General features: G+C 40.5%; 16 protein-coding genes and 1 pseudogene. 9 read left to right on the top strand and 8 right to left on the bottom strand.

Annotated elements, in window-relative coordinates:
* Positions 1–48 precede the first annotated feature (48 nt).
* A complete protein-coding gene (locus tag FNZ24_RS10175; RefSeq protein WP_153914378.1) occupies positions 49–990 on the top strand; it encodes a DUF6268 family outer membrane beta-barrel protein in 942 nt (313 codons plus the stop codon).
* A 161-nt stretch (positions 991–1,151) separates the two neighbouring features.
* A complete protein-coding gene (locus FNZ24_RS10170; RefSeq protein ID WP_153914377.1) occupies positions 1,152–1,976 on the top strand; it encodes a hypothetical protein in 825 nt (274 codons plus the stop codon).
* Positions 1,977–2,055: 79 nt separating this feature from the next.
* Here the strand turns inward: FNZ24_RS10170 and FNZ24_RS10165 are convergent, their stop codons facing one another.
* The 4 genes from FNZ24_RS10165 to FNZ24_RS10150 form a co-directional block, all read right to left on the bottom strand.
* Positions 2,056–2,616, bottom strand: coding sequence for a chalcone isomerase family protein (locus FNZ24_RS10165; RefSeq protein WP_153914376.1), 561 nt, complete (start codon positions 2,614–2,616; stop codon positions 2,056–2,058).
* Positions 2,617–2,720: 104 nt separating this feature from the next.
* Positions 2,721–3,200 (bottom strand): DUF2947 domain-containing protein, encoded by a 480-nt coding sequence (locus FNZ24_RS10160; protein WP_153914375.1) that lies wholly within the window; start codon positions 3,198–3,200, stop codon positions 2,721–2,723.
* Positions 3,201–3,366: 166 nt separating this feature from the next.
* Positions 3,367–4,941 carry a methyl-accepting chemotaxis protein gene (locus FNZ24_RS10155; protein ID WP_153914374.1) on the bottom strand — a complete coding sequence of 525 codons (1,575 nt, stop codon included), beginning with the start codon at positions 4,939–4,941 and terminating at the stop codon, positions 3,367–3,369.
* Positions 4,942–5,329: 388 nt separating this feature from the next.
* Positions 5,330–7,621 carry a peptidase U32 family protein gene (locus tag FNZ24_RS10150; RefSeq protein WP_153914373.1) on the bottom strand — a complete coding sequence of 764 codons (2,292 nt, stop codon included), beginning with the start codon at positions 7,619–7,621 and terminating at the stop codon, positions 5,330–5,332.
* Positions 7,622–7,747: 126 nt separating this feature from the next.
* On the opposite strand from FNZ24_RS10150, the gene FNZ24_RS10145 reads away from it, so the two are divergent.
* Both FNZ24_RS10145 and FNZ24_RS10140 read left to right on the top strand, forming a co-directional pair.
* Positions 7,748–8,407, top strand: a complete 660-nt coding sequence (locus FNZ24_RS10145; protein ID WP_153914372.1) for a glutathione S-transferase — start codon at positions 7,748–7,750, stop codon at positions 8,405–8,407.
* Between the two features lie 35 nt (positions 8,408–8,442).
* Complete coding sequence (locus tag FNZ24_RS10140; RefSeq protein WP_153914371.1) at positions 8,443–8,787, top strand: winged helix-turn-helix transcriptional regulator; 345 nt, start codon at positions 8,443–8,445, stop codon at positions 8,785–8,787.
* A gap of 261 nt (positions 8,788–9,048) precedes the next feature.
* Here the strand turns inward: FNZ24_RS10140 and FNZ24_RS10135 are convergent, their stop codons facing one another.
* From FNZ24_RS10135 to FNZ24_RS10125, 3 genes are all read right to left on the bottom strand, one after another.
* Positions 9,049–10,479 carry an endonuclease/exonuclease/phosphatase family protein gene (locus tag FNZ24_RS10135; RefSeq protein WP_153914370.1) on the bottom strand — a complete coding sequence of 477 codons (1,431 nt, stop codon included), beginning with the start codon at positions 10,477–10,479 and terminating at the stop codon, positions 9,049–9,051.
* Between the two features lie 268 nt (positions 10,480–10,747).
* Positions 10,748–12,160 carry an endonuclease/exonuclease/phosphatase family protein gene (locus tag FNZ24_RS10130; protein WP_153914369.1) on the bottom strand — a complete coding sequence of 471 codons (1,413 nt, stop codon included), beginning with the start codon at positions 12,158–12,160 and terminating at the stop codon, positions 10,748–10,750.
* 383 nt (positions 12,161–12,543) lie between these two features.
* Positions 12,544–15,129 (bottom strand): acylase, encoded by a 2,586-nt coding sequence (locus FNZ24_RS10125; RefSeq protein ID WP_153914368.1) that lies wholly within the window; start codon positions 15,127–15,129, stop codon positions 12,544–12,546.
* Positions 15,130–15,552: 423 nt separating this feature from the next.
* On the opposite strand from FNZ24_RS10125, the gene FNZ24_RS10120 reads away from it, so the two are divergent.
* The 3 genes from FNZ24_RS10120 to FNZ24_RS10110 all read left to right on the top strand — a co-directional run bounded on the left by FNZ24_RS10120 (position 15,553) and on the right by FNZ24_RS10110 (position 19,264).
* Complete coding sequence (locus FNZ24_RS10120) at positions 15,553–17,631, top strand: protein-disulfide reductase DsbD family protein (RefSeq protein WP_416384831.1); 2,079 nt, start codon at positions 15,553–15,555, stop codon at positions 17,629–17,631.
* 100 nt (positions 17,632–17,731) lie between these two features.
* A complete protein-coding gene (locus FNZ24_RS10115) occupies positions 17,732–18,253 on the top strand; it encodes a protein disulfide oxidoreductase (protein WP_153914367.1) in 522 nt (173 codons plus the stop codon).
* Between the two features lie 246 nt (positions 18,254–18,499).
* Positions 18,500–19,264, top strand: coding sequence for a class I SAM-dependent methyltransferase (locus FNZ24_RS10110; protein ID WP_153914366.1), 765 nt, complete (start codon positions 18,500–18,502; stop codon positions 19,262–19,264).
* A 161-nt stretch (positions 19,265–19,425) separates the two neighbouring features.
* On the opposite strand, the gene FNZ24_RS10105 is transcribed toward FNZ24_RS10110, so the two are convergent.
* The gene (locus FNZ24_RS10105) at positions 19,426–20,106 is read right to left on the bottom strand and encodes an oligogalacturonate-specific porin KdgM family protein (protein WP_153914365.1); all 681 of its coding nucleotides are present in this window, start codon (positions 20,104–20,106) and stop codon (positions 19,426–19,428) included.
* Between the two features lie 744 nt (positions 20,107–20,850).
* On the opposite strand from FNZ24_RS10105, the gene pseB reads away from it, so the two are divergent.
* Positions 20,851–21,843 (top strand): UDP-N-acetylglucosamine 4,6-dehydratase (inverting), encoded by a 993-nt coding sequence (pseB, locus tag FNZ24_RS10100; RefSeq protein ID WP_153914364.1) that lies wholly within the window; start codon positions 20,851–20,853, stop codon positions 21,841–21,843.
* Positions 21,844–21,845: 2 nt separating this feature from the next.
* Positions 21,846–22,370 (top strand): annotated as a pseudogene (locus FNZ24_RS10095) (aminotransferase class I/II-fold pyridoxal phosphate-dependent enzyme); the annotation flags it as partial.
* Positions 22,371–22,377: the final 7 nt, after the last annotated feature.

Here is a 22,377-nt window from a genome sequence, read left to right as displayed (position 1 = left end):
ATATCTTGGTTAATTCAAACACAATAATAATGAGAAAGGATGCAGTTAATGAAAGTTATTCCACACTTGTTCAATCCGTTGCAAGGGATCACGTCTGCTAAAAATATAGCCAAAGCTAGCGTTTTAAAAGCTGCGGTTATATCTGCTGCATGTTTGTCGCCTAACGCGGCTGCTTACGATTACTCTCCTTTTAAATTTCATGTATCGCGAACCTCAACTGAAGCTGCGCAGATAGGCGATACAAACACCGAGTTACAGCGTGATGTTTGGCGCTTAAAGTTATCCGGCTCTATGCCTATCAACAAACAGTGGATGATAGGTGCCAATATTGGCTACGATAATCTAGATTATGGTTTTAAAAATGTGGACTCAGGTCTACTTAATGATCAGGTTGCGCCATGGAGCTCAATCAATAAATACAGTGCTGGCTTATCACTTATTTACCGTCCAAATAACAGTTGGATGTTTATGGTCGCGCCAAAGCTGCAATACTCTTATGCTAATACCGCTTCATCGTCAGATGCGCAAAGTTATGGTGTAGTGGGTTCGGCTATGTACCGTTTTGAGTCGGGCAACATGCTGGGTTTTGGTGTGGCTTACCTGAATGATATTTCTGAAGTTAAAACTGTGCCATATTTGGCCGTTCGCTGGAAAATTACCGACAAACTTACCTTGGGCAACCCGTTCCAAGCAGGCTTCAGTGGCCCAGCAGGTCTAGAGCTATCTTATAAATTTAACGAGAAGTGGGATTTTGGATTGGGAACCTCACGCCGTTCAGAGCGCTTCTTAATATCTGATAACGAACAGACTATTGAAATGGAAGAGTGGGTTACCTTTGCTCGTGCTGGCTGGAATATCAGTAAAAAAGCCACTATTAATGCTTATGGCGGATACTTCTTTAATAGTGAAATGGAACTCAGCGAACCTGATGTTACTGACGAAATTGATAATCAACTCGCTGTTGGTTTAGCGTTTGATATTAAGTTTTAATCGATAAATTTCATTGTTTAGGGACTGAGCATAGCTGATTGAGCATGTTCTAATCTCATTGCTAATGACAAACCAAAAGAAGCGACCATCAGATCGCTTTTTGATATTTATTTTTAAATCCTGTGTAAAGTATTATCAATTGTTACCTACTAGGAATTTCAATGTTCAAATGGATTTGTATTTTAATCTTGGCGACTTCGTTTAACACCTTTTCTAAGGAGCTAACGTTTTCGAAAGAACTGTCATTTTCAAATTTTTGTGAACCCATCATTAATCTCATATCGTCTAAGCAGGCTGAATTAACTTGGTCAAAGAATCAATGGGAGCCAACTGAAGGGGCTTTGCCATTCGGGGTTAAATTTAATAACGCGATACTTCCCATAGTCGATATAACATCATTTTCTGAATTAGAAGATTTTGGTGAGGATGTATTTTTCGGCTCTGAAGAAAAATCTATAGTGTTTATGATCAGTTTAAATAAGTCTGGATTGAAAACACTTAATGAGTTTAACGGCATCCAAGTTGATCCAACACTTACTCATTACTTAACTGAGGAAGAATTTAAACAACTAGAGGCTTTCTATCAAAATACTGTTCATGACGTTATTCGTAAAGGATATGAATTAACCCCATCAATCCTTCAATGCGACAAAATTGTGGATGAGGAGAGCTTTAAGCGTATCGTTGATATTAATTGGATAGAAAATATGCAGACATTGATCCTTAAAAAGGCTAGTCGAGTGCGAGACAGCTATTTTGTTTACGATATTAATGGAATTGATTACGGTGTACTTGGCGAAGAATCATTTTCAATTATTATGATTGTTGGTGGGTATAGTATTAAAATTTCGGTACTTACTGAAGATGATGTTCTCTTAAAACAGTTCTTTTTTAATTTCATGAATGCCATTAAACATAACAGGTTTAATTTGGTCGATTGGGAATATTTTGGAAAAGAAATACCGCGCTTGTTTATCATTGATTAAAAGCTCATTGCTAACGACAGACCAAAAAAAGCGACCATCAGGTCGCTTTTTTATTGCTATAAGCTTTTTGCTGCCAAGGTTATTGAGCCAGCATATTTTTACGTAAGCTTTTTTGCGCAGGGTCGTCGCCTAACCAAATTTTTAGTAGTGCTTGTCTAAACGCTTCGCCTTCAATAGTGGCCTGCTCAACGCCATTTTTAAAACTTGTCACGCCAGCGCCTTTATGGGTGACAAAGGTAAATTGATCGCCTTTGCTGACCTCTTCAGTAAATAGACCCATAAATTGTTCTATGTTTTTGTCTATTGAAGTGGTATTGCCGTCAGTCGCGCTATCAAAACCTTCATTAATGGCATCGACCATTTTATCTGAGGTGATCATACCTGAGGTAATATTAAGGCGAACAACTGCTGTTGGTTGAGCTAATACGGCGGTTAAATCTGTTGCTGGTGTTGCAACGTATAAGCTACCAACATATAAATCCATAAAGAATTTACTGCGAACACCAGCGCCATTTAACGCAAGTGATTGCTCGGCAATAGTGAGATTATCAGCTAACTCAACACCAGAAACGGTTTTAGCTTCAGCAAGTGTTGGGGTCAGTAAAACTGCGGTTAGAGCGATTGTTGAAAATGCTTTCATAGGGGACTCATTTATTATTTTCGTATCAGTCAGGTCGATGTTGAACTCGACGAACATTTAAAATGCTCTGTCGAGATCATTGAGTAAACCTGGCTTATTGGTTTTTAGCTGCGCATCCCTAGCTTGTATTGTCCATTTTGTTCGAACATGATTGCTTGTTTTTTCTTGGGAGCAATCAGGATTGGACCGTCATCAAAAAACAAAAATGCTTTCCAATTACGGGCAAACACAGCCCAAGTTGTTTCAATAATTTGGTATTTTTCATAGCAGAAGAACACTTGAGTATCGTCAGCCCAATCGATATATTCAGCGATAGGTTCTAGCAGGGTATTGTCATCTGAATCCCAAGCCGATTGCCAATGTTCAGTATGTTTCCAAGCATCTTGCTTAGCCGCCCAGTCACCTTTAGAGAATAATTCAGCTCGGTTACACTTATTACTGATCCATTGATTCCAAACTGTCATCGCACTTTTGTCGGTGAGCGGTTTGATTAATGCTTTATCTGTATCTAACACGGGTAAATCTTTATGGTTAAAGATCCACTTGCGTTTGTATGCATCTAATGGAATGTAAGTGTGTGCCAAAAATAGCTCCTAGCGTAATAAAGATGAGACTGATAATGAGTGGAGGATTATAACGACTCACTAATAATAGTGCTAGCGCTGAAGGTTGGATTGGGGAAAGGGGGGTGAGAAAGGCCGCCAAAGCAGCACTTTCTCACTAGGGTTGACTATTTACATTGCTAGAGGGCTATAAGCGAAAGCGTCTGATTAACGAGTGAAACACCCCGATGGTATTTTCAAGGGATTCACTGGCTGTTAATGACTGGTTGGCCGCATTTGCGGTATCAGTTGCGCCATCGGCAATATCGATGATTTGCTGGTTGATATGCTCAGCAACCGCACTTTGCTCTTCAACGGCTGAGGACATTTGAAACGTCATGTCGGTAATGCTACCTACAGCATCTTTAATTTCACTCAAGGCATTACGAGTATTTTCCACCACTTCAACACCGTGTTTAGCTGCTAGTTCACCTTGGGTCGACATTTCAACGGCGCTATTAGTTCGGGCTGAGAGTTGCTTAATTACAGCATGAATTTGATCGGTCGATTCTCGAGTCTTTAATGCTAACGCGCGGACTTCATCTGCAACGACACTAAAACCTCGACCTTGCTCGCCAGCTCTAGCTGCTTCGATGGCCGCATTTAATGCCAGCAGGTTAGTTTGATCGGCAATCGATGAAATAAGGTTGGCAGCTTGACCGATTTGTTCAGTTGAATCTGCAAGCTCTTTAACGGTGACCGCGATACTGTCGACGGTGTGACTTAACTGATGAATTGATGCCAGTGATTCATTCGCTAAGTCGCCGCCTTTATCAACGTACTGAATGGCATTTTCTGCACTGTGAGCATTTTCTTCTATCTTTTGAGCCACTTCTTGAATTGCTTGTGACATTTCAGTAATGGCAGAGGCTATTTGTTGGGTTGCTAGACCTTGTTGTTCAACTGACGTTTGAGTCACAGACACTTGAGTTTTACTGATAGCTGAAATATCACTCAATCCTGTCACTGATTCATTGATACGAGTGAGTGCGGTGCGACACCTTGCCATTTCGCTAATAAAGGCAAGCTTAGCCTGAGCGCTGACACCAACATCATCAAAGTAAGTTTGGGCTACAGTAGCATCAGCAAATGATTTAGGGCTGATATTGAGCAATGACTGCCAATGCTGCCCTTGTTGATGAAGACTCCAGATGCTACTAAGTATTAGCATCAATAAGGTTGCAGTGATGGCAAATGTATTAGCTTGCCAAGCAAACAAGCCCAGTAATACGAGTCCAGGGACTAAGATGGGTAATAATTTCTGTAAGCTATAACCTAATTGGGTTGTTTTAGGTGTAGCGGCTTTCCCCGCTAAAATACGCTGATAAGTTTGTGCTGCACGTTGTTTCTCTGATGTTTCAGCACATACTCTGACTGACTCATATCCAACCAGGTTATGACCGTCATAAACCGGGGTTACAAATGCGCTTACCCAGTAAAAGTCACCATTCTTACGACGGTTTTTAACCAAGCCCATCCACACATTTCCCGCTTTAAGTGTTTTCCACATGGTCTCAAAAACAGCGGCTGGCATATCAGGGTGACGGACAATATTGTGGGGCTGGCCAATCAGTTCTTCGCGGCTATAGCCACTGGTGTCGATAAATGCTTGATTACAGTGGGTGATGATTCCCTTGGGATCAGTACTTGAAACCAATGGGGTGTCAGGGGAGAAAAAGAACTCTTGGTTATTCGTTTTATAGCTTGCAGTATGATTTTTCATAATTCTTCTTATATTAAACTGCAGAGGTCATAAAAAAGGGTAAATTGTGACTTTGACCTCAAAAATATAATGGGAATGTAATCTAAATAACAATGGATTTACAGTATATAAACCAACTGCTTAAGCGAGATTTTTAGTGAAATAAACTAGCCAGTAAAAAAAACTTAATTTAAACAAATGTTTAAATTATTTTAACTATTTACACTCTGAATCAATTTGATACACTTTTTTGTAAATTAAGTTAATTCAATGGTTTATGTGTTGATGATGAATACGGTGTCGGTGATGTAGCAGAGTATGGTTAGCAGGAGTTATATCAATATCTAGACAATAAAAAGCCCAGCAATTTGAGGTGCTGGGCTGTTTTAATAACCGATAGCTATTCTATTTATAGCCCGTTTTCATATTGTAAATGGGTCGATTCTGGCACCATTTTATATAAGGTTTCACTGGCTTCATTTTTACCTGCAAGCAGGGCTTCAAATTGCTTTATAAGCTCAACTTTATCAGGTGATTGTCTATCACCCGCGCCAATGTTGGTTAAATCAATCATAAAGCCATCAAACATATGGCTTAAGTCATCAATAATCTCAGTATTTAAGAATTGGTCTTGGTTATAAATACTTGGGTAACCCGCTTTTTGTTTATCAATGGCAAACGAGTCACCTTTGAGGTTTTTAATGCTGGTGGATTTATCACAAGACAACATACAGCCATTATCAATACGCGGTTTTTCGCAGCCGACACTTTGCTGGAAGAAACACTGACGGCTAGCCATTAACAAAATAGGGTGGTAAATGCTGTAAAGCATTTTAAAGTTATTTGGTCTGGCAATTTGTTTCATCTGTTGCTTGTTAATTTCATTTGAAATGAACGCGCCAGCACAATCAAACCCTTCCTTCAATGCTAATAAAGCATAAGAGTTAGTGGTATTTAAAAATGGTCCAGCTATCCACTGAATGCCGAGTCTATTAGCATGATAAGCAATACCGGTATTGTTAGTGACAATGAGTGGCGGCTTAACTTGCTCAAGGATATTGAGCGCGACGTCATAATCTTTACCAATTAATACTGGTGGGAACCAAGGAATAAGGCGCGGGTTTTGCTGTAAAAAGTCGACATATTTAGTGCAGCCACGTTTATAGGCATCAGGTAATTTAAAATAAATATCGCCGTCAGTGACATCGGCGAGTGCTGCATCTTCTTCATCGCAAATCAACATCGACAGAGCTGGCTGTTGTTCAGCATCTTTCTTATTACGCTCAAGTTTTGGTAACTCAACTTCTGCGATCACTTCAATACCGTTATTTAAATAAGCTAACAGCTCATTTTTTAAGGTGGTAATTTCGCGGTATGGAATACTCATACCATCGGTTAAGTTATCAGTATCTAGTTGAATTAACTCGAAGTTAGCATTGTTGATATTTTTAAAGCGCTTTTCAATCGCTTCTTTATCAACACTTAACTTTTCGCTTGGGCGCATTACGCTGCTTGAACTAAACACTAGGGTTTTTGATTCGATATCGGCAAGATCACTTGCTGCGCTTTGGGTAGTGACTGTAAGTGTTAATGGCTTAGCTTCTTCACTCGCAAAGCTTAAGATTAATTTGATTTTTTCGATGCTTAAATGGGCGATTTTATCATCCACAGAGGCATTAATTTGTTGCTTATCCACTTGCAATTGTTGCTGTGCATCATGGATTTGCACCACCGAAATCGACTCGCCTTTTTCAGCTTTAAGCTGGTCGACTAAATGGTTTTTAGAGTTATCTCGTGGGTTATCGATAAACATCGATTGGTTTAAGTCACCACGTAAAAATGCATTGGTGAAATCACGGTTAAATACTTTGTATAAGCGCTCGCCATCTTGGGTGAGTTCGCCTGTTTCAACATAGCCATCAATTTGCTTACGGAAACTGTCAATGACTGTGTGAACATAACTAGCGCCTTTAATGCGACCTTCAACTTTAAACGAATATACGCCGGCTTCAATTAATGCAGGCAAGTCGAAAAATGCGGAGTTATCTTTAATATTTAACGGGAAATTGTTTCCCGACTCAGTGGTTTCGTACTCTTCGCGGCATGCTTGGCTACAACGACCTCGGTTACCTGAGTTACCAGCACTGGCTGAAGTTGAATAGCATAAGCCAGAGAAGGCGACACATAACGAGCCATGCACAAACACTTCTAATAGAGTGTCATGTTCTTTACCGACTTTCGCTAACGTGGTTATTTCACGTAGGTTAAGTTCGCGTGATAAATTAACTCGGGTTACCCCAAGTTTTTTAAGGAACGGAATTTGGCCGGCATTGTGGGTCGTTAACTGAGTCGATGCATGGATATCTAAGGTTGGGAAATGTTTACGTAATACATAAAGCAGACCAATATCTTGCACAATTACGCCGTCTAAGGTGGTATTAACCAACTTATTGAGCAGCTTGATAAGCGTTTTGAATTCTTGCTCTAAAATAACAATGTTGAGGGTTAAGAATATTTGGCAGTCATATTGATGCGCAAGTCTGATGATCCCGACCAATTGATCGAATGAAATATTAGCTGCGCGATTACGGGCGTTAAAAGTATCTAAGCCGCAATAAACAGCATTTGCACCAGCAATAATGGCCGCTTTAATCGCTTCGACATCACCACCTGGGGCTAATAATTCAATCTTCGGTTTCATGTTCTTAAAGGTTCTCAGTTAATTTTAGTGAGGGGATGTTACCCGTATATTTTGCTAATGAATATCGTTAAAGTACATTATTAATTAGTAAGCCCGTATATAAGTTGTATGGAAAATAACACAACAATGAATAAAATCATGGATTTACCTGTCATCTACTCGCTCAGAAATTGTCCGTTCGCAATGCGAGCTAGAATAGCAATTTATAAGTCAAAACAGCCAGTATTGCTTCGTGATCTGGTTTTAAGTGATAAACCCGCTGAAATGTTAGCGGTGTCGCCCAAGGGAACAGTCCCTGTGGTTGTCACTCAAACAGGAACAATTATAGAAGAAAGTTTTGAAGTGATGTTGTGGGCATTAACTCAGGGTGATCCAGATGATTTGTTGTTTGCTGCAGATGACTCGTTAGATGCGATGCTGAAGTTAATTTATATCTTTGATAGTGAGTTCAAGCGCTGCTTAGAAAACTATAAATGTGCTAAACGTTACAGTGAATCCAATATCGTAGAATGTAGAGAAGCCTGTGAAGTTTATATTGCCAAGCTTGAGACAATATTGTCTCAGCATCGATATTTAATGGCCGACAGAGAAAGCTTAGCGGACATTGCGTTATTGCCATTTATTCGTCAGTTTGCTCGGGTTGAACGCCAATGGTACTTACAAGCGCCATATCCTCATTTGCGGGATTGGCTTAATGGTTATCTGCAAAGCAAGATGTTCAGTAAAGTCATGACTAAACATCCGCTTTGGCTAGAAAATCGTGAAGATGTGGTTTTTTGTGGTTAAAGCTTTTACTAAAGGGGAGTATTGAGTTACTTGCTATGAAAAAAACGGTAAAACAATTTTCAAAAAAGTCGGCGCCAGAGCGCACCGCTAGGATGGTAGAAACCATTTACGGATGTAAGTGGTCACTGACCGTGTATCAGCTGCTGGCTAATGATATTAATCGCCCAGGTGCTATGGTCAATCATGTTGAAGGCTTAACCACTAAAGTTCTCAATGAATGCCTTAAGCGAAACGTTGAATTCGGTATTTTAGAAAGATTGACCTTTAACGAAATTCCGCCAAGAGTGGAATACAAGGTGACTGAATTCGGACAAAAGTTTTTACGTATTTTAGATGAGCTTGAAAAGCTACAGCAAGAAATCGATGGGGATGTCTTTTGATGAGTTGACGCTCATTTGTTATTAATGACTGCTATTGATGGCTATGATTAATAGCTACGATTAATAGCAAGTATTAACACCTAGTATTAAAGGGCGCGCTATAACTATCGCTGTTAAAACACGTAGTAACAACGCAGCCAGAAGTGCAGTACATAATGAAGTGAAAAATGAAGTAAAAAGTGCAGTAAAAAGCCCGCATAATGCGGGCCTTCTTATCGCTATTAGATTGACAATAACTGATTATGTCATCTATCCATTGGGTTATAATTTAACGTCAATCCACACCAGGCGGTGATCTGATGATACGGATTTACTTCCACCGCCCCATTTCCCAACACGGGGATCCTTCATCATCAAATGGCCTTGCTCTGATGTTGTTGGCCAAAATACCCCAGAGCCTGTTACGTTTAAGTCACTTGATGGAATAATATGGTCCAATCGTAAACCTGACGTGCTGGTGATGTATGCCGAGTAGTTGAGATCTCGGTTATCTTTTCTGCATTCGTTGTTAGAAAAACACTCAGGGCCACCTAGGCTGCGAGGCGCTTTATTGCCATGGGTTGCATCTTGATTAACTCGGTGATTATTCATCAAGTCTTTGATGGTATCTAAATAGCCATCACCTGACAGAGGATCTGCATTTAAGTCTCCTAAAATAACAAATGATGCTTGGTTGTTAATGCCGCCTTTTTTACCTTCATCATCGTAAATGTAGCTGCCTGTACCTGAGATGTAATCATGCCAAAACTTGATTTCTGCTCGGTTGAGTAGCTTATTGTTTTCGGTGACAGTGTCAAAAACCGGTGGGGTTGGGTGAGACATTAATAAATGAATCACTTTATCGCCATTAGCAGTGGGAACGATAATCGGTGCATCCACATGGTTTTTAGATGACATTGGTTTTTCTGCCCAAGCAGCGTCGCTGTACCAATTGTCGCCACAGGCTTTACCCGCTGGAATAGGATACTTTTTGTCTTGGCAATTGCTGATAACTGGGTTGGTTTCACCGGGCATGTCTTTCCATTTGAAATGCTGGAAAGTACGGATCTTGTCTGTATCGATTGGAAATTGAGAAACCAAGCTGAACGCGTATTGACCATGATAAACACCAAAGCCCCATGCATCTGCAGGTAAGGCGATTTTGCCATCGTGGTTTAAGTCATATCCGCTCAGTAAGCCGGTATTAGTTGCGAAGTTTTCAACGTAACCAAACTCAATGGGCTCAAGTGTTTTAACCGTTTCAGAAGTAGAGCCTAACGTGTTTTGAGGCACAGAAAGGTAGTTTAGCTGAAAGCCTTGTAACGCCTGGGCATTTTCTGCAATGCCATCATTATTGAACTCGCTCATCAATAACACTGCTGGACGCTTAGTTTGAATAATAGCCGCGACGTTTCTTATTTGAATGACTTTTTCTGCCAGTGTTTTTTCTTTATCAATTAAGCTTTTATCAAACCATTTTTTTATCAAGGCATCTTGCTGAGCCACAGTGAGGCTCATTTCTGCTATCAGATCTGTAAAGTTGTTTCTATCAAAAGAGAGGTTATAAGCACCGATACGAATATCGTTAATTACTTCAGGAGATTTATTCGCATCTGGCTGAGTATGCTGACTAAAATCATCATTGTTACTATTACAACCCATGAGTAATAGTGCGCTGACAGCAAAAGCCGTAGCGGTTTGTAATACTTTCATTGTAACCCCGTTGTTATTGTTTTTTGTTTCCTTTGTTGGAAACTGGTTTGGATTTTATACTTATCTTCATCACAGCTTCAAACAAAACCGTGTTAAAACTTGGGGCTAGTATAAAGGGCAATTATTTCATTGATGGGAACAACGTTTTTTTCATTCATTTTAAGTGTAACTGATGTATCAATTTACTAAGGAAAGCAATAACAAAAAGCCCGCGTGATGCGGGCTTTGCAGTATTAATTGTTATATCAATTTATATGAACAAGTTAGATTAAAGCTCAATGTTAATCCATACTAAACGGTGATCTGAAGAAACTGACTTTCCGCCGCCTCCCCAGTTACCAACACGTTCATCGTTCATCATTAAACGACCTTCTTCAAACGTTGCAGGCCAGAATACGCCAGAGTCTGTCACGTTTAAGTCACTTGATGGGATAACGTGGTCTAAACGTAAACCTGAAGTGCTGGTCACAAGATCTGGATACTTAGTGCCCCAGTTTTCTTCTTTACATTCACCGTTAGACAGACATTCAGGGCCACCTAAACTACTAGGTGCATAAATACCATGAGTCGCTAATTGGTTAACTTGATCGCTATACATTAAATCTTTGATGGTATCTAAGTAGCCGTCGCCAGATTCAGGATCAGCATTTAAATCACCTAAAATAACGAAAGATGCATCACTGTCGATGCCGCCTTTATTACCAGCATCATCATAAATGTAGCTGCCTTCACCTGATGTGTAGTCATCCCAGAATTTGATTTCAGCACGGTTTAGTAACTTATTGTTTTCAGTTACTGTGTCGAAAACCGGTGGGGTTGGGTGTGACATAAGAATGTGAATGACTTTTTCACCATCTTCAGTAGGGATGATGATAGGTGCGTCTACATGGTTTTTAGACGACATAGGCTTTTCTGCCCAAGCTTCTGCGCTATACCATTCATCACCACAAGATTTTCCTTCTGGGATAGGGTTATTTTCATCTTCACAATTGATGATAGTCGGGTTAGTTTCGCCAGGCATGTCTTTCCACTTAAAATCTTGGAAAGTACGGATGTTATCTGTATCGATTGGGTACTGAGATAATAAGCTAAATGCGTATTGACCGTGGTAGAAGCCAAAGCCCCATGCGTCATCAGGTAGTGCAACTTTACCGTCGTGGTTTAAGTCGTAGCCGCTTAATAAACCTGTGTTAGTGGCGAAGTTTTCAAAGTAACCAAACTGAATTGGCTCAAGGGCTTTAAACTCGTCCGCTGTAGAGCCTAATGCATTTTGTGGTACAGAAAGGTAGTTTAAACGGAAACCTTGAATAGCTTGTTGATCTTCTGCTGTGCCGTCGTTATTAAATTCACCCATCCATAGCACTGCAGGACGTTCTGTTTGAATAATGGCTGCCACATTACGAATTTGAATCACTTTTTCAGCGACTGCTTTTTCGTCATCGGTTAACGTGCCATCAAACCATTTATCCATTAAGTCATCTTGATCTGCAACGGTCAGCGTCATTTCTGATACAAGATCTGCAAAGGTATTTCTGTCAAAAGATAGGTTATAAGCGCCGATGCGAACATCTGTGGTTTCAGGTGTTGGTTCACCTGGGTAGTAGTTATTAGTTTCGTCATTACAACCCGCAAGTAATGCCACACCGACAGCTAAAGCTGCAGCTGTTTTTAATACTTTCATTTTAAACCCCATTTTTATTTATGCCTCCTTTACTGGAAGCTGAGGCAGATTTTATACATGTGTATAGGTCGCACCAAATAAAACAAACTGTTGTAAATGTCTTGTGTGCTTTTTGCTTGACGGGGTTGTTTAATTGTTTCGCGGCGGCATTGTAACAGTTGCGCGTAAGTGTGTTTTTATGGTGTTTATTATGATGTGCTTAAGTTGTTACTGGGTCGGACTTGTTGAACTTTGTGGGCTGCGTGGGGTGCTCTGTGTTGCGCCGATAACATTGGTGTTAATCTGTATGCTTGGCCTTTATGAATATGAAAATAAAAAGCCCGCGTGATGCGGGCTTTGAGCTTTAAAGGTTTTTTGGGGATTGTTTATCCGCTTAAAGAAGCTTACTCCCCTTTTTGAAAGCTAAGTTCAGTGGTGCTTTCAACTGAAGCGGCAATATCTGCTTCAGTAAATAACAATGGACGGAACTGTTTTTCAGTTGAATAAAGTACACTTTGATCTGCAAATGATGGACTCAAGACATTGCTTGATTCTGAGTACGTTAAAATCCCCTTGGCAACTGGGCCATCATCGGTGAAGCTCACAGCCATCATCCAGCTTGAACCGTAACGAATGTGATAACCTTCGCTGCTTAAGCCAGATGCTAACGGCGCTCCTGATATTGCATCCATTGCAGTTGTGTATTCATGTTGAGGGATTAAGGTATCATCGCCCGATAAACTGGTTGAGAATACATTAAACCCGCCCTCAGCATTATGGGTGCCAGGCCAAGGCAGTTTAGTGCCTGAAGCAGTACCATCAGGCAGTGATTTTTCAACAAATTGCACAGTGCCCATAGCTGCATCCACATCAAAACCTGCGGCTTCAACATTTAATGCAGCGTGAGCCAGAGCAACAAGTGCGCTGCCATCGGTGGCTAAGGTGTTAGGAGTCATTGCAGCATTAGTATGATCAAATGGCACTGTTAGCATGCTGTTTTGATCGAATTGATGAGCAAACTCACGAATTAACGCACCGCCAACACTGTCGTTGTCCTGCTTACCATTCCAAGCTTTGAGTGTCGTACAAGCGCCACTGATATCTTTCGATACTGTGTCGCTTACCATGACTGGCGTATCTGCTTGTGCTTCACATTGACTGATTAAATCAGTGAAAATGAGGTCGTTTAAGTAGATACGATTAGACAATAATGCGGCTTCTAGTTCATCGACATTAAACTTACCGTCATCACCAGCTGCATCTTCCATCAGCGTTAACGCCATACGGGTTCGCAGTGATAACTGACCGCGCTCAGCGCCATACATAGGAGAGTAATCTTCTAAAGGCTCTGCGAGGTTGGTTGACCAAAATGAGTTATTAGAGTTTTGCACAAAGTCAGTACGCTCTAGCTTTGGCGCACGTTGATATGGCATTGGGCTATCGAAATGAAAGATAGATGTATTACCGGGTAAGATGGTAAAGCCTGCTTGCTCTCTTGCGGCAATAATATCTGGATTAGTTTTAAGCAGTGATACGGCGAAGTCAGTTAAACCAGGTACTGTGGAGTCATCAATGTAAAATGCATTACCTTCCTTATCTGCGTACATGGTGTTATTAAAAATCACCCCGTCGTAGTTTTTAAAGGCTTGTTGAAACTCATCCTTGTTAGTTGCGCGGTTCATGGCAAACCAATGATCGATTGGGTCTTTATTGGCCATATTGGCGTCTTGCAACATAAAAGCTTGGCCATCATCCCAGCCAAAAGGAGCTAGGGCTGCAGGGGCTTCTACAATTGGGCCTTTTGCTGTGGTGTAAATGTCTTTCTCAGCGATAAGCATGCCGGCTGCGCCGCCATTAACAACCACTTGCACAGTTTCTTTAGTGATTGGCATTGGCTTACCGTCATACATGTATTGCAGGCGGTCGCCACTGACTAACTCAAGGTTATACATCACAAAGTGCTCTGCAGTAGAGAAGGTATGGGTCCAAGCTAAATCTTGGTTAAAGCCGATATTGATTAGTCCAGGCATACCAACCAATGAGCCGCCCATTACATCTAACTGACCTGGAATGGTGACGTGAGATTGCCAAAAACGCAGGTTACCCGTATGCGGGAAGTGTGGATTACCTAGCACCATACCTTTACCGTTTTCGGTTTTATCTTTACCTAAACCCCAACCATTTGAACCTAAATTACGAGGGTTGGTTTCAGGTGTCGTGATGGTGTTAGCGCGGGCAAGGAGTTTAGTGTTCACATCTTGAATAAAGGCTGTTTGGGTGGCCGAAGGTGCTGGACCTACGATACGAGGCAAGTACTCTTCGCCGTCACCAGGGTTGGCATAAAAAATAAGATCTAAGAAGTTAGCTGCGCCAGGGAGAAGGGCGATTGAAAATAAGTAATTGGCAACATCGACCCCTTCAATAGGTTTCACCCAAGGCTGGCCTGCACAAAATGGCTCTGCTTCTTGTTCGCCAGCTTCTACATCAGTTAAGTATTGGTTGTAACCTGCACTAAAGCCTTCCATTAAGGCGCGTGAGTTATAACTAAATTGTGGGTATTGGGCTTCGGCCATTTCACGTATTTTTAGCGCTTTATAGGCAAAGTCTGATATTAAATTGCCATTATCTTCTGATGTTGGTAATCCAGTAGCAAAGTCGATAGAGGAGTGAGGGCCAAAATACATTGAACGTTCAGAATTCGCTTTTATGAAACCATCGGCTAGTACACATAAGTTATCTTGTGCTTGGGCGTAACCACTACCAAACGCTAAGCTTTCTAAATTGTCGGCTTGAATATGCGGCACACCATAAGCGGTGCGACGAATTTGCGCTTTGAGCATGCCGTCAGGGGCAAAAGCTTGTAGGGGGGGGGTCACTTCAGGTTCAGGGGTGACTTCAGGTGTTTGAGAGTAGTCGGTGTCGTTGCCACAACCAGCGAGAAAGACTGTTGACGCAACGCCAATAGCCAGCATGATCTTATTCAAATGCATTAGTTAATCCTTTTTATTGTTGTCTCATCTCTCTTGTGGAAATGAGTGAGTCTTGCCTTTCCTTGTGCCTCAATCTCGTTTTATTTACCTGCCCCAAAAGCGGAAAATAACGAAATACAACAAAGACACTTATTTGATTAAAACAATCATTCAAACGTATGTCTACATTTAACCTGTTTCTGATTATGTCAATTTGGAGCATGTAGTTAGAACATGTATTTTGAGCTCGAATTGGCTCAGTTAAGAGTGCTCGCCGTGCACATTGGCGAGCCTGTTCACAAATCTGGCAATCAGTAGGCAAATAATATGCATTAGATGAACTAATTTATCGTCGATACGGTCTATTATGCTAACGCTAGAGTTGTCTTGTGTATTAACCCGCTTGCCACATCATTTAAAGTGGATAAGTAAGAGGAACGTTTGTTGAATATCGTCAAAATTTTATTACTTTCTTTACTGACGCTGGTCTCAATCAGTATTCATTCATTTGCAAGTGCCGCCACCACAGGTTGGCTGGTCAATGACAATCATCCTCCTGTCAAAGTACGCTTTATGTTAACGGGGGAGCTTGATGAACAAACTCAAACTGTGCCTGCCATACTGGATGTTCAATTAGATGATGATTGGAAGATGTACTGGCGAACGCCTGGTGAAGGCGGTATTGCGCCTAAAATTGATTGGAGCGAGTCTTCAAACTTAGGTGATGTTGATTGGCAATGGCCAACGCCTAAGCAATACACCATCATGGGCTATAAAACTCAGGGATACCAAGGCGAAAGTATTTTTCCTATTCATTTAAAAGTGGATGACATTAATGCCAATACTGAGCTAAGAGGCAAGTTCACATTATCTTCTTGTACCACGGTATGTGTATTAACCGACTATGAACTTGAATTAGATTTTATACCTGATGAGCTTCAGGCTGATACCGAAGCTATGTTTGCCTTCAATAAATCGGTATCGACAGTGCCGCAAATTGTTGAGACACAAAATGCGACAGAGCAAGTTAATGTTGGCTGGGATATGAATCAAGAGTTGCTGCAAGTGACTTTACTTGATAACCAGTGGCGACGACCTCAAGTCATTGTTGATGGCGACCAAGACACTAACTTCAATATTTTAGGTGTCAGCCGTCAATCACAAGCCGATGGCACTGATGCATGGGTGGCACAATTTGATGTATCGAATTGGTCTGGCGATCCTAAACTGTTCGAAAAACAACTTAATGTCACAGTGAGTGATAATCAGCGCGCCTATGAGTATCAAACCGGTGTTGGCCTGACCTCAATTGAAGCTGCTGGCAACTCATTATTGACTATGATGCTGTTTGCTCTTCTAGGTGGATTAATCCTGAATGTAATGCCATGTGTATTACCTGTTTTAGGGATGAAGTTAAGTTCAGTTATTGCAGCACCAGACATGCAAAAGAATCAAATTCGCTCACAGTTTATTGCCTCAGCACTGGGGATTATTGTGTCATTTTGGCTATTGGCTGCCTTTGTACTGACCCTTAAGTTTACCGGTCAAGCGATTGGCTGGGGCGTACAGTTCCAAAACCCTTGGTTCATAGGCTTTATGGTGCTGGTGACCTCGGTATTCTCACTTAATATGTTGGGTGCATTTGAAATTAATCTGCCATCGAGTTTACAAACCAAGTTAGCGACAACTGGTGGCAATGATCATCGTGGTCATTTTTTACAAGGTATGTTTGCCACGTTATTGGCAACGCCGTGTAGTGCTCCATTTTTAGGGACCGCAGTGGCATTCGCACTAGGTGCGGATGTCTTAAGTTTATTAGTCATATTCACAGCACTAGCCGTTGGTATGGCACTGCCGTGGATATTGGTAGCAATGTTCCCACAGGTGGCCCGTTACTTCCCTAAACCTGGCCGTTGGATGAACATTGTAAAAGTGTTCTTCTCGGTGTTGTTACTCATTACTAGCTTATGGTTAATCAGTTTACTAGCAAGCTTTATCAACGTGATGGTGCTATGGGTGATTGCGGTATTATTAGTGGTTGTTTTCTTCTGGCTGATGGCCAAGGAATACGGTGTGCCAGCGGTTATTGCAAGTTTTAGTATGGTAGTGATGTTTGCCGCGATAGGTGCATTTGCAACCTCTGATGACTGGTCAAATCCTCTACCTTCTGATTTAGCGTGGACACCGCTTGAGCAAAGCGATATAGCGAGTAGTGTTGCCGAAGGTAAAACGGTATTTGTCGATGTCACGGCAGATTGGTGTATTACTTGTAAAGCCAACAAAGTTGGGGTCATCCTGCAAGATCCAGTTTACTCAACTCTCAAACAAGACAACATAGCGTTAGTTGAAGGGGATTGGACAACAGCGTCTCAACCAATTACAGATTACTTACAAAGCCATGGCCGCTTTGGGGTACCCTTTAATGTGGTTTATGGACCTAATGCGCCTGAGGGCATAAAGCTGCCTGTCATTTTGACAACTGAGCAAGTACTGGCTGCTATTGAAAGAGCTTCAGCTGGTTAATCATTATTAATGTGTGGTGCTGAATATAAATTTGATAATTCACGGTCAAATAAGATCTGTGAATTATCATCAGTAAACACATTGGAATTAATGACAAAATATGGCCGATTCAACAAATAAAACTTGGGTTCAAAAAGGGTTAAGCGCTATCAAGCAATTGCTTGTCATGCTGGTGCTGTTTTTAATCGTTTCAACTGCAGTTGATTTATGGCGTGGGAAAGATATCCCAACTAAAGCGCTGCCACCTATTAGTGCGCTTGATTTAAATGACAATTTAGTGGATGTGATGTCAATGAGCCAAAAGGAGCCAGTGTTGGTGTACTTTTGGGGGACGTGGTGCCCTGTTTGTAATTTTGTCACACCTTCGGTGAATTTATTGAGCGAGCATTATTCTGTTGTGTCTATTGCGATGAACTCAGGTAGTGATGATAGATTGACGCATTTTTTAACTGAAAAAGGCTATAGCTTAAGTACAATTAACGATCAGCAAAGTTTTTTAGCCCGAGAATGGTCAGTGCAAGTCACACCGACTGTTATGGTGTTTAAAGACGGCGAACTTAAGCATTACACCACAGGGTTTACCAGCTTACCAGGCATGTGGTGGCGAATGATGTTTGCTTGAATCAGTGACATGGATGAGCTTTTATATAGTGAAATTAAAGGCCGACACGATTATTGTGTCGGCCTTTTTAATTGAGCTTACTTTCCTAATTTCTCGGGTTGTTAGCATGGCTTGTTTGGGCTTTAGCTAGGTATAGGTATAGGTATAAATTTAAAACATAATTGGCAACAAATTAGTTAGTGCAGATCTTGGCTTATTCCATTATTTTAGGTTTTCGTTAAGGAAGCTAGCCCGTTAAGGATTATCATGAAAACCTCCCTCGTTACTTCATTGTTTATCGTTTCAACCACCTTATGCTCATTTTCAACGTCAGCAGCGCTGACGCCATTTCAAGAGAAAGTACTTAAAGTCATGGAAATGGAACATAGAACTGACGCTGATAAGTTAAGAGATGCTAACCGTGCACCTTATCAAGCTTTAGCGTTTTTTGGCTTAGAGCAAGATATGAAGGTGATTGAGTTCGCTCCTGGTAATGGTTGGTATACCAAGATATTGGCGCCTTTACTGAAAGATGATGGCGAGCTCTATCTTGCTTATAAGAAAGAGTGGCTTGAAGGGATGAACGATCTTTTAGCGAAAGATGTCATGAGTAAAGCCAAGAAGTTACCCATTGAACTTGATTGGAACCCTGAAGCCAGAAGTTACAAGTTAGGTACTGTTGATTTTGGTATGACAGATGCGGATATGATGCTCAGTATTCGTGAATATCACAATTTTAACTTGGAAGATAAAACCAAATTAAACAAAGCCACATTTGAGGCGTTAAAACCAGGTGGGCTTTATGTGATTGTTGATCATACTCGTAGACATATGATGCCCGAAACAGTTGAAATGCGCCGCCGTGAAGATCCTGTTGATGTGATTTTAGAGGTTCAAGCTGCTGGTTTTGTGTTAGAGAAATCATCAAATATGTTTTACCGACCTGATGATGAACTACGTTATGAAGTTGGCCGTAAAACCGTGACGGGTAATACAGATAGGTTTACTTTGGTATTTAAAAAGCCCAATTAAATGGGGAGTAAATAAAAAGGAGCATAGGCTCCTTTTTAGTGACTGCATTACATTTTAATATTAGCTAAAGCTTATTTAAAACAATATCTTAGGTTTAAATATTTCCTGATCTAATTCGTGATTATTTGTATGATAAATACTGTTGTTATTATCTACTTCAGTTAAAAGCTATAGCGTATTCCAATACGGCTTCTTAACTCCCTCTGACTTGAATCATCTGAAACCGACACATCTCCAAATTCTACCCATGGTGTCCAATTTCCTATCTTATAGTGGGCTGTTAAATTATTTTCATAGTTAGTTCTATTGTCGTTATAGAGTAGGTAATCATCATTGTCTGCATAGTAATAATTACCTTCAAAACCAAATGACCAATTCTGGTACTTATAACCGATGTTGACAGTGTAACGGTGACGGAGTCGTTTAATATCTTCACCTGGTTTTACGTCGAGACGATAGCGACCACTTAGTGAAAGACCTTCGATGCTTTTGGGAGTGTAAGTTAGACGAAGCTGAGGTTTGTAGGTTGCACCAGAGGTTCCAAATTCAATAGGCATGCCTGGTATTAGCGTCCATTGATCGTTCAGTTTTATACGATAACCTAAATCTAGTTCAGAACCATTTGATTGTAAGTCTTGCATAAACTTACCATCAGCACCTTTAAATTTAAGCTCTAGGCTTACTGAAAAATTACTGTCAAAAGTATGTCCCATTTTGACACGACTAGCATGTTGATCTGTTCCGCTTTTATATTCTTGGCGAAAATCCAATGAAGCAGCGTTTGCATTTGAGCAAACTAAAAATACCGTACAAATCAATAAAACTAGTCTAATAGATGACATCGCTAACTCTATCTAAGATTCAGTTGATTTGTATTACAATATGAATAATTGGTATTTCCAATGTGCAATTTTACAAACTGTGACTAATGACATGGATAATGGTTTTATCATCTTATTTATTGGTAACAACTAGGCATTTAAATTACCAACCGTTAACTTGGTGACATTATCTGGTTTAATTTAACTTTCTGTTAACGCTGGGTGTGAAGAGGTGTCGGTGTGTGAAGTGAAGGGCTGCTAATCCCGTTTGTTGCAGATCGCGCTTGGTGATTTAATACTTTGCACAGTTAATTTATCTTTTAGTGAATAGTCACTACTAAAAAGGAGCGACTATTCATTTCCCCTTCACCTAACTCAGTCTTTGGTTATGAACAGTCAATCAATTGACGTAAGTATTTATCTATTTACTCATGTAAGGTTTTGAATCTAATTTGATTGAAATTACAGCTAGAAGCCATGCTTGAAGTCGGATTTTACTATTTTGTGTATATACAGGCTTGAATATAGATTAGTATTGAAAGATAGTGGTTATTGTTAATCTGTTGTTTGATTAAGCCATTAAAAAATAGATGTTTTTATTAATATTTAACCCTTATTAATGGTGGGTATGTTAATGGCATCAATTTTTATTTAAACACAAAATGCTAATGAAACCAGAACTTCTGGTTCATTTTTTGCTAGTAAAATTTATACTGTTTGAATAACGATTACCCAATAAAATATAAAAAATGATCTGGAGAGTACATGTTTGATAATCAATCAATTCTGATAACAGGCGGTACTGGCTCGTTTGGGCAGAAATATACTAAAACTATTTTGGAGCGCTATAAGCCCAAAAGATTGATTATTCTTTCTCGTGATGAGCTCAAACAGTATGAGATGCAACAAGTGTTTAATGATCCTTGTATGCGTTATTTTTTGGGCGATGTCAGAGATGCGGACAGAATGATGCAAGCATTTAATGATGTGGATTATGTTATTCATGCTGCAGCAATTAAACAAGTCCCTGCAGCAGAATATAACCCTATGGAATGTATAAAAACTAATATCCATGGTGCTGAAAATGTCATTAAGGCTGCAATCGCTAATAAAGTAAAACGTGTCATTGCTCTTTCAACAGATAAAGCTGCTAATCCAATTAATTTGTATGGTGCGACTAAATTAGCCTCAGATAAATTATTTGTTGCTGGTAATAATATTGTCGGTGATGGCGAAACTCGATTTTCTGCCGTTCGATACGGTAATGTCGTTGGTTCTCGCGGCTCAGTTGTACCGTTTTTTAAATCATTAATTAAAAATGGAACAGACTCACTTCCGATAACCCATCCCGATATGACTCGATTTTGGATTACCTTACAAGATGGTGTGGATTTTGTTCTTAAAAATTTCTCACGGATGCAAGGTGGCGAGATTTTTGTACCGAAAATTCCGTCTGTTCGCATTACTGATTTGGCGGAAGCCTGTGCCCCAGGATTGAAACAAGAGATTGTCGGTATTCGGCCTGGTGAAAAAATGCATGAAATTATGTGCCCTGGAGATGACTCTCATCACACAATTGAGTTCGATGATCACTTTGTCATCACGCCAAGTATTACTTTTTTTGGTAAAGAGCATGATTACTCAACTAATAACTTAGGAGAAGTAGGTCAGTTAGTTGAGCAAGGTTTTGAATATCATTCCGGTAATAATCCAAATTTTCTGTCTATTGAGCAAATTCGTAAGCTGGATGAGGCGTAATAATGATTCCATACGGGCGCCAATCGATTACAGCTGATGATATTGAAGCGGTAACCTCAGTACTTAAATCTGACTTTTTAACACAAGGTCCCCAAGTTCCCCGCTTTGAAAACAGTATTGCGCAACTTACTCAATCTAAGTACGCTGTTGCTGCCAACAGTGCTACATCTTTGTTGCATGCAGCTTGTTTAGCACTGGGAGTCACGGATCAACATACAGTTTGGACCAGCCCAATTTCTTTTGTGGCTTCGGCTAACTGCGCGCTATATTGTGGTGCTAAAATTGATTTTGTCGATATTGACCCATTAACCGCAAACATGTGTCCTCATGCACTGGAAGAAAAGTTTGCAAACGCATCTAAAAACAATTCATTACCAAGAGTATTGATTGCGGTGCATATGGCTGGGCATAGCTGTGAGATGGAAAAGATATCTCAACTTGCAAAACAGTATGGGGTTAAGGTCATTGAAGATGCTGCACACGCCATAGGCGGACGCTATCTTGATTTTCCTATTGGCAGTTGCCAATAGGAAA

The organism is Shewanella sp. TC10, from assembly GCF_009663145.1.
Taxonomy (GTDB): domain Bacteria; phylum Pseudomonadota; class Gammaproteobacteria; order Enterobacterales; family Shewanellaceae; genus Shewanella.
This window is presented reverse-complemented; position numbering and strand designations above follow the sequence as displayed.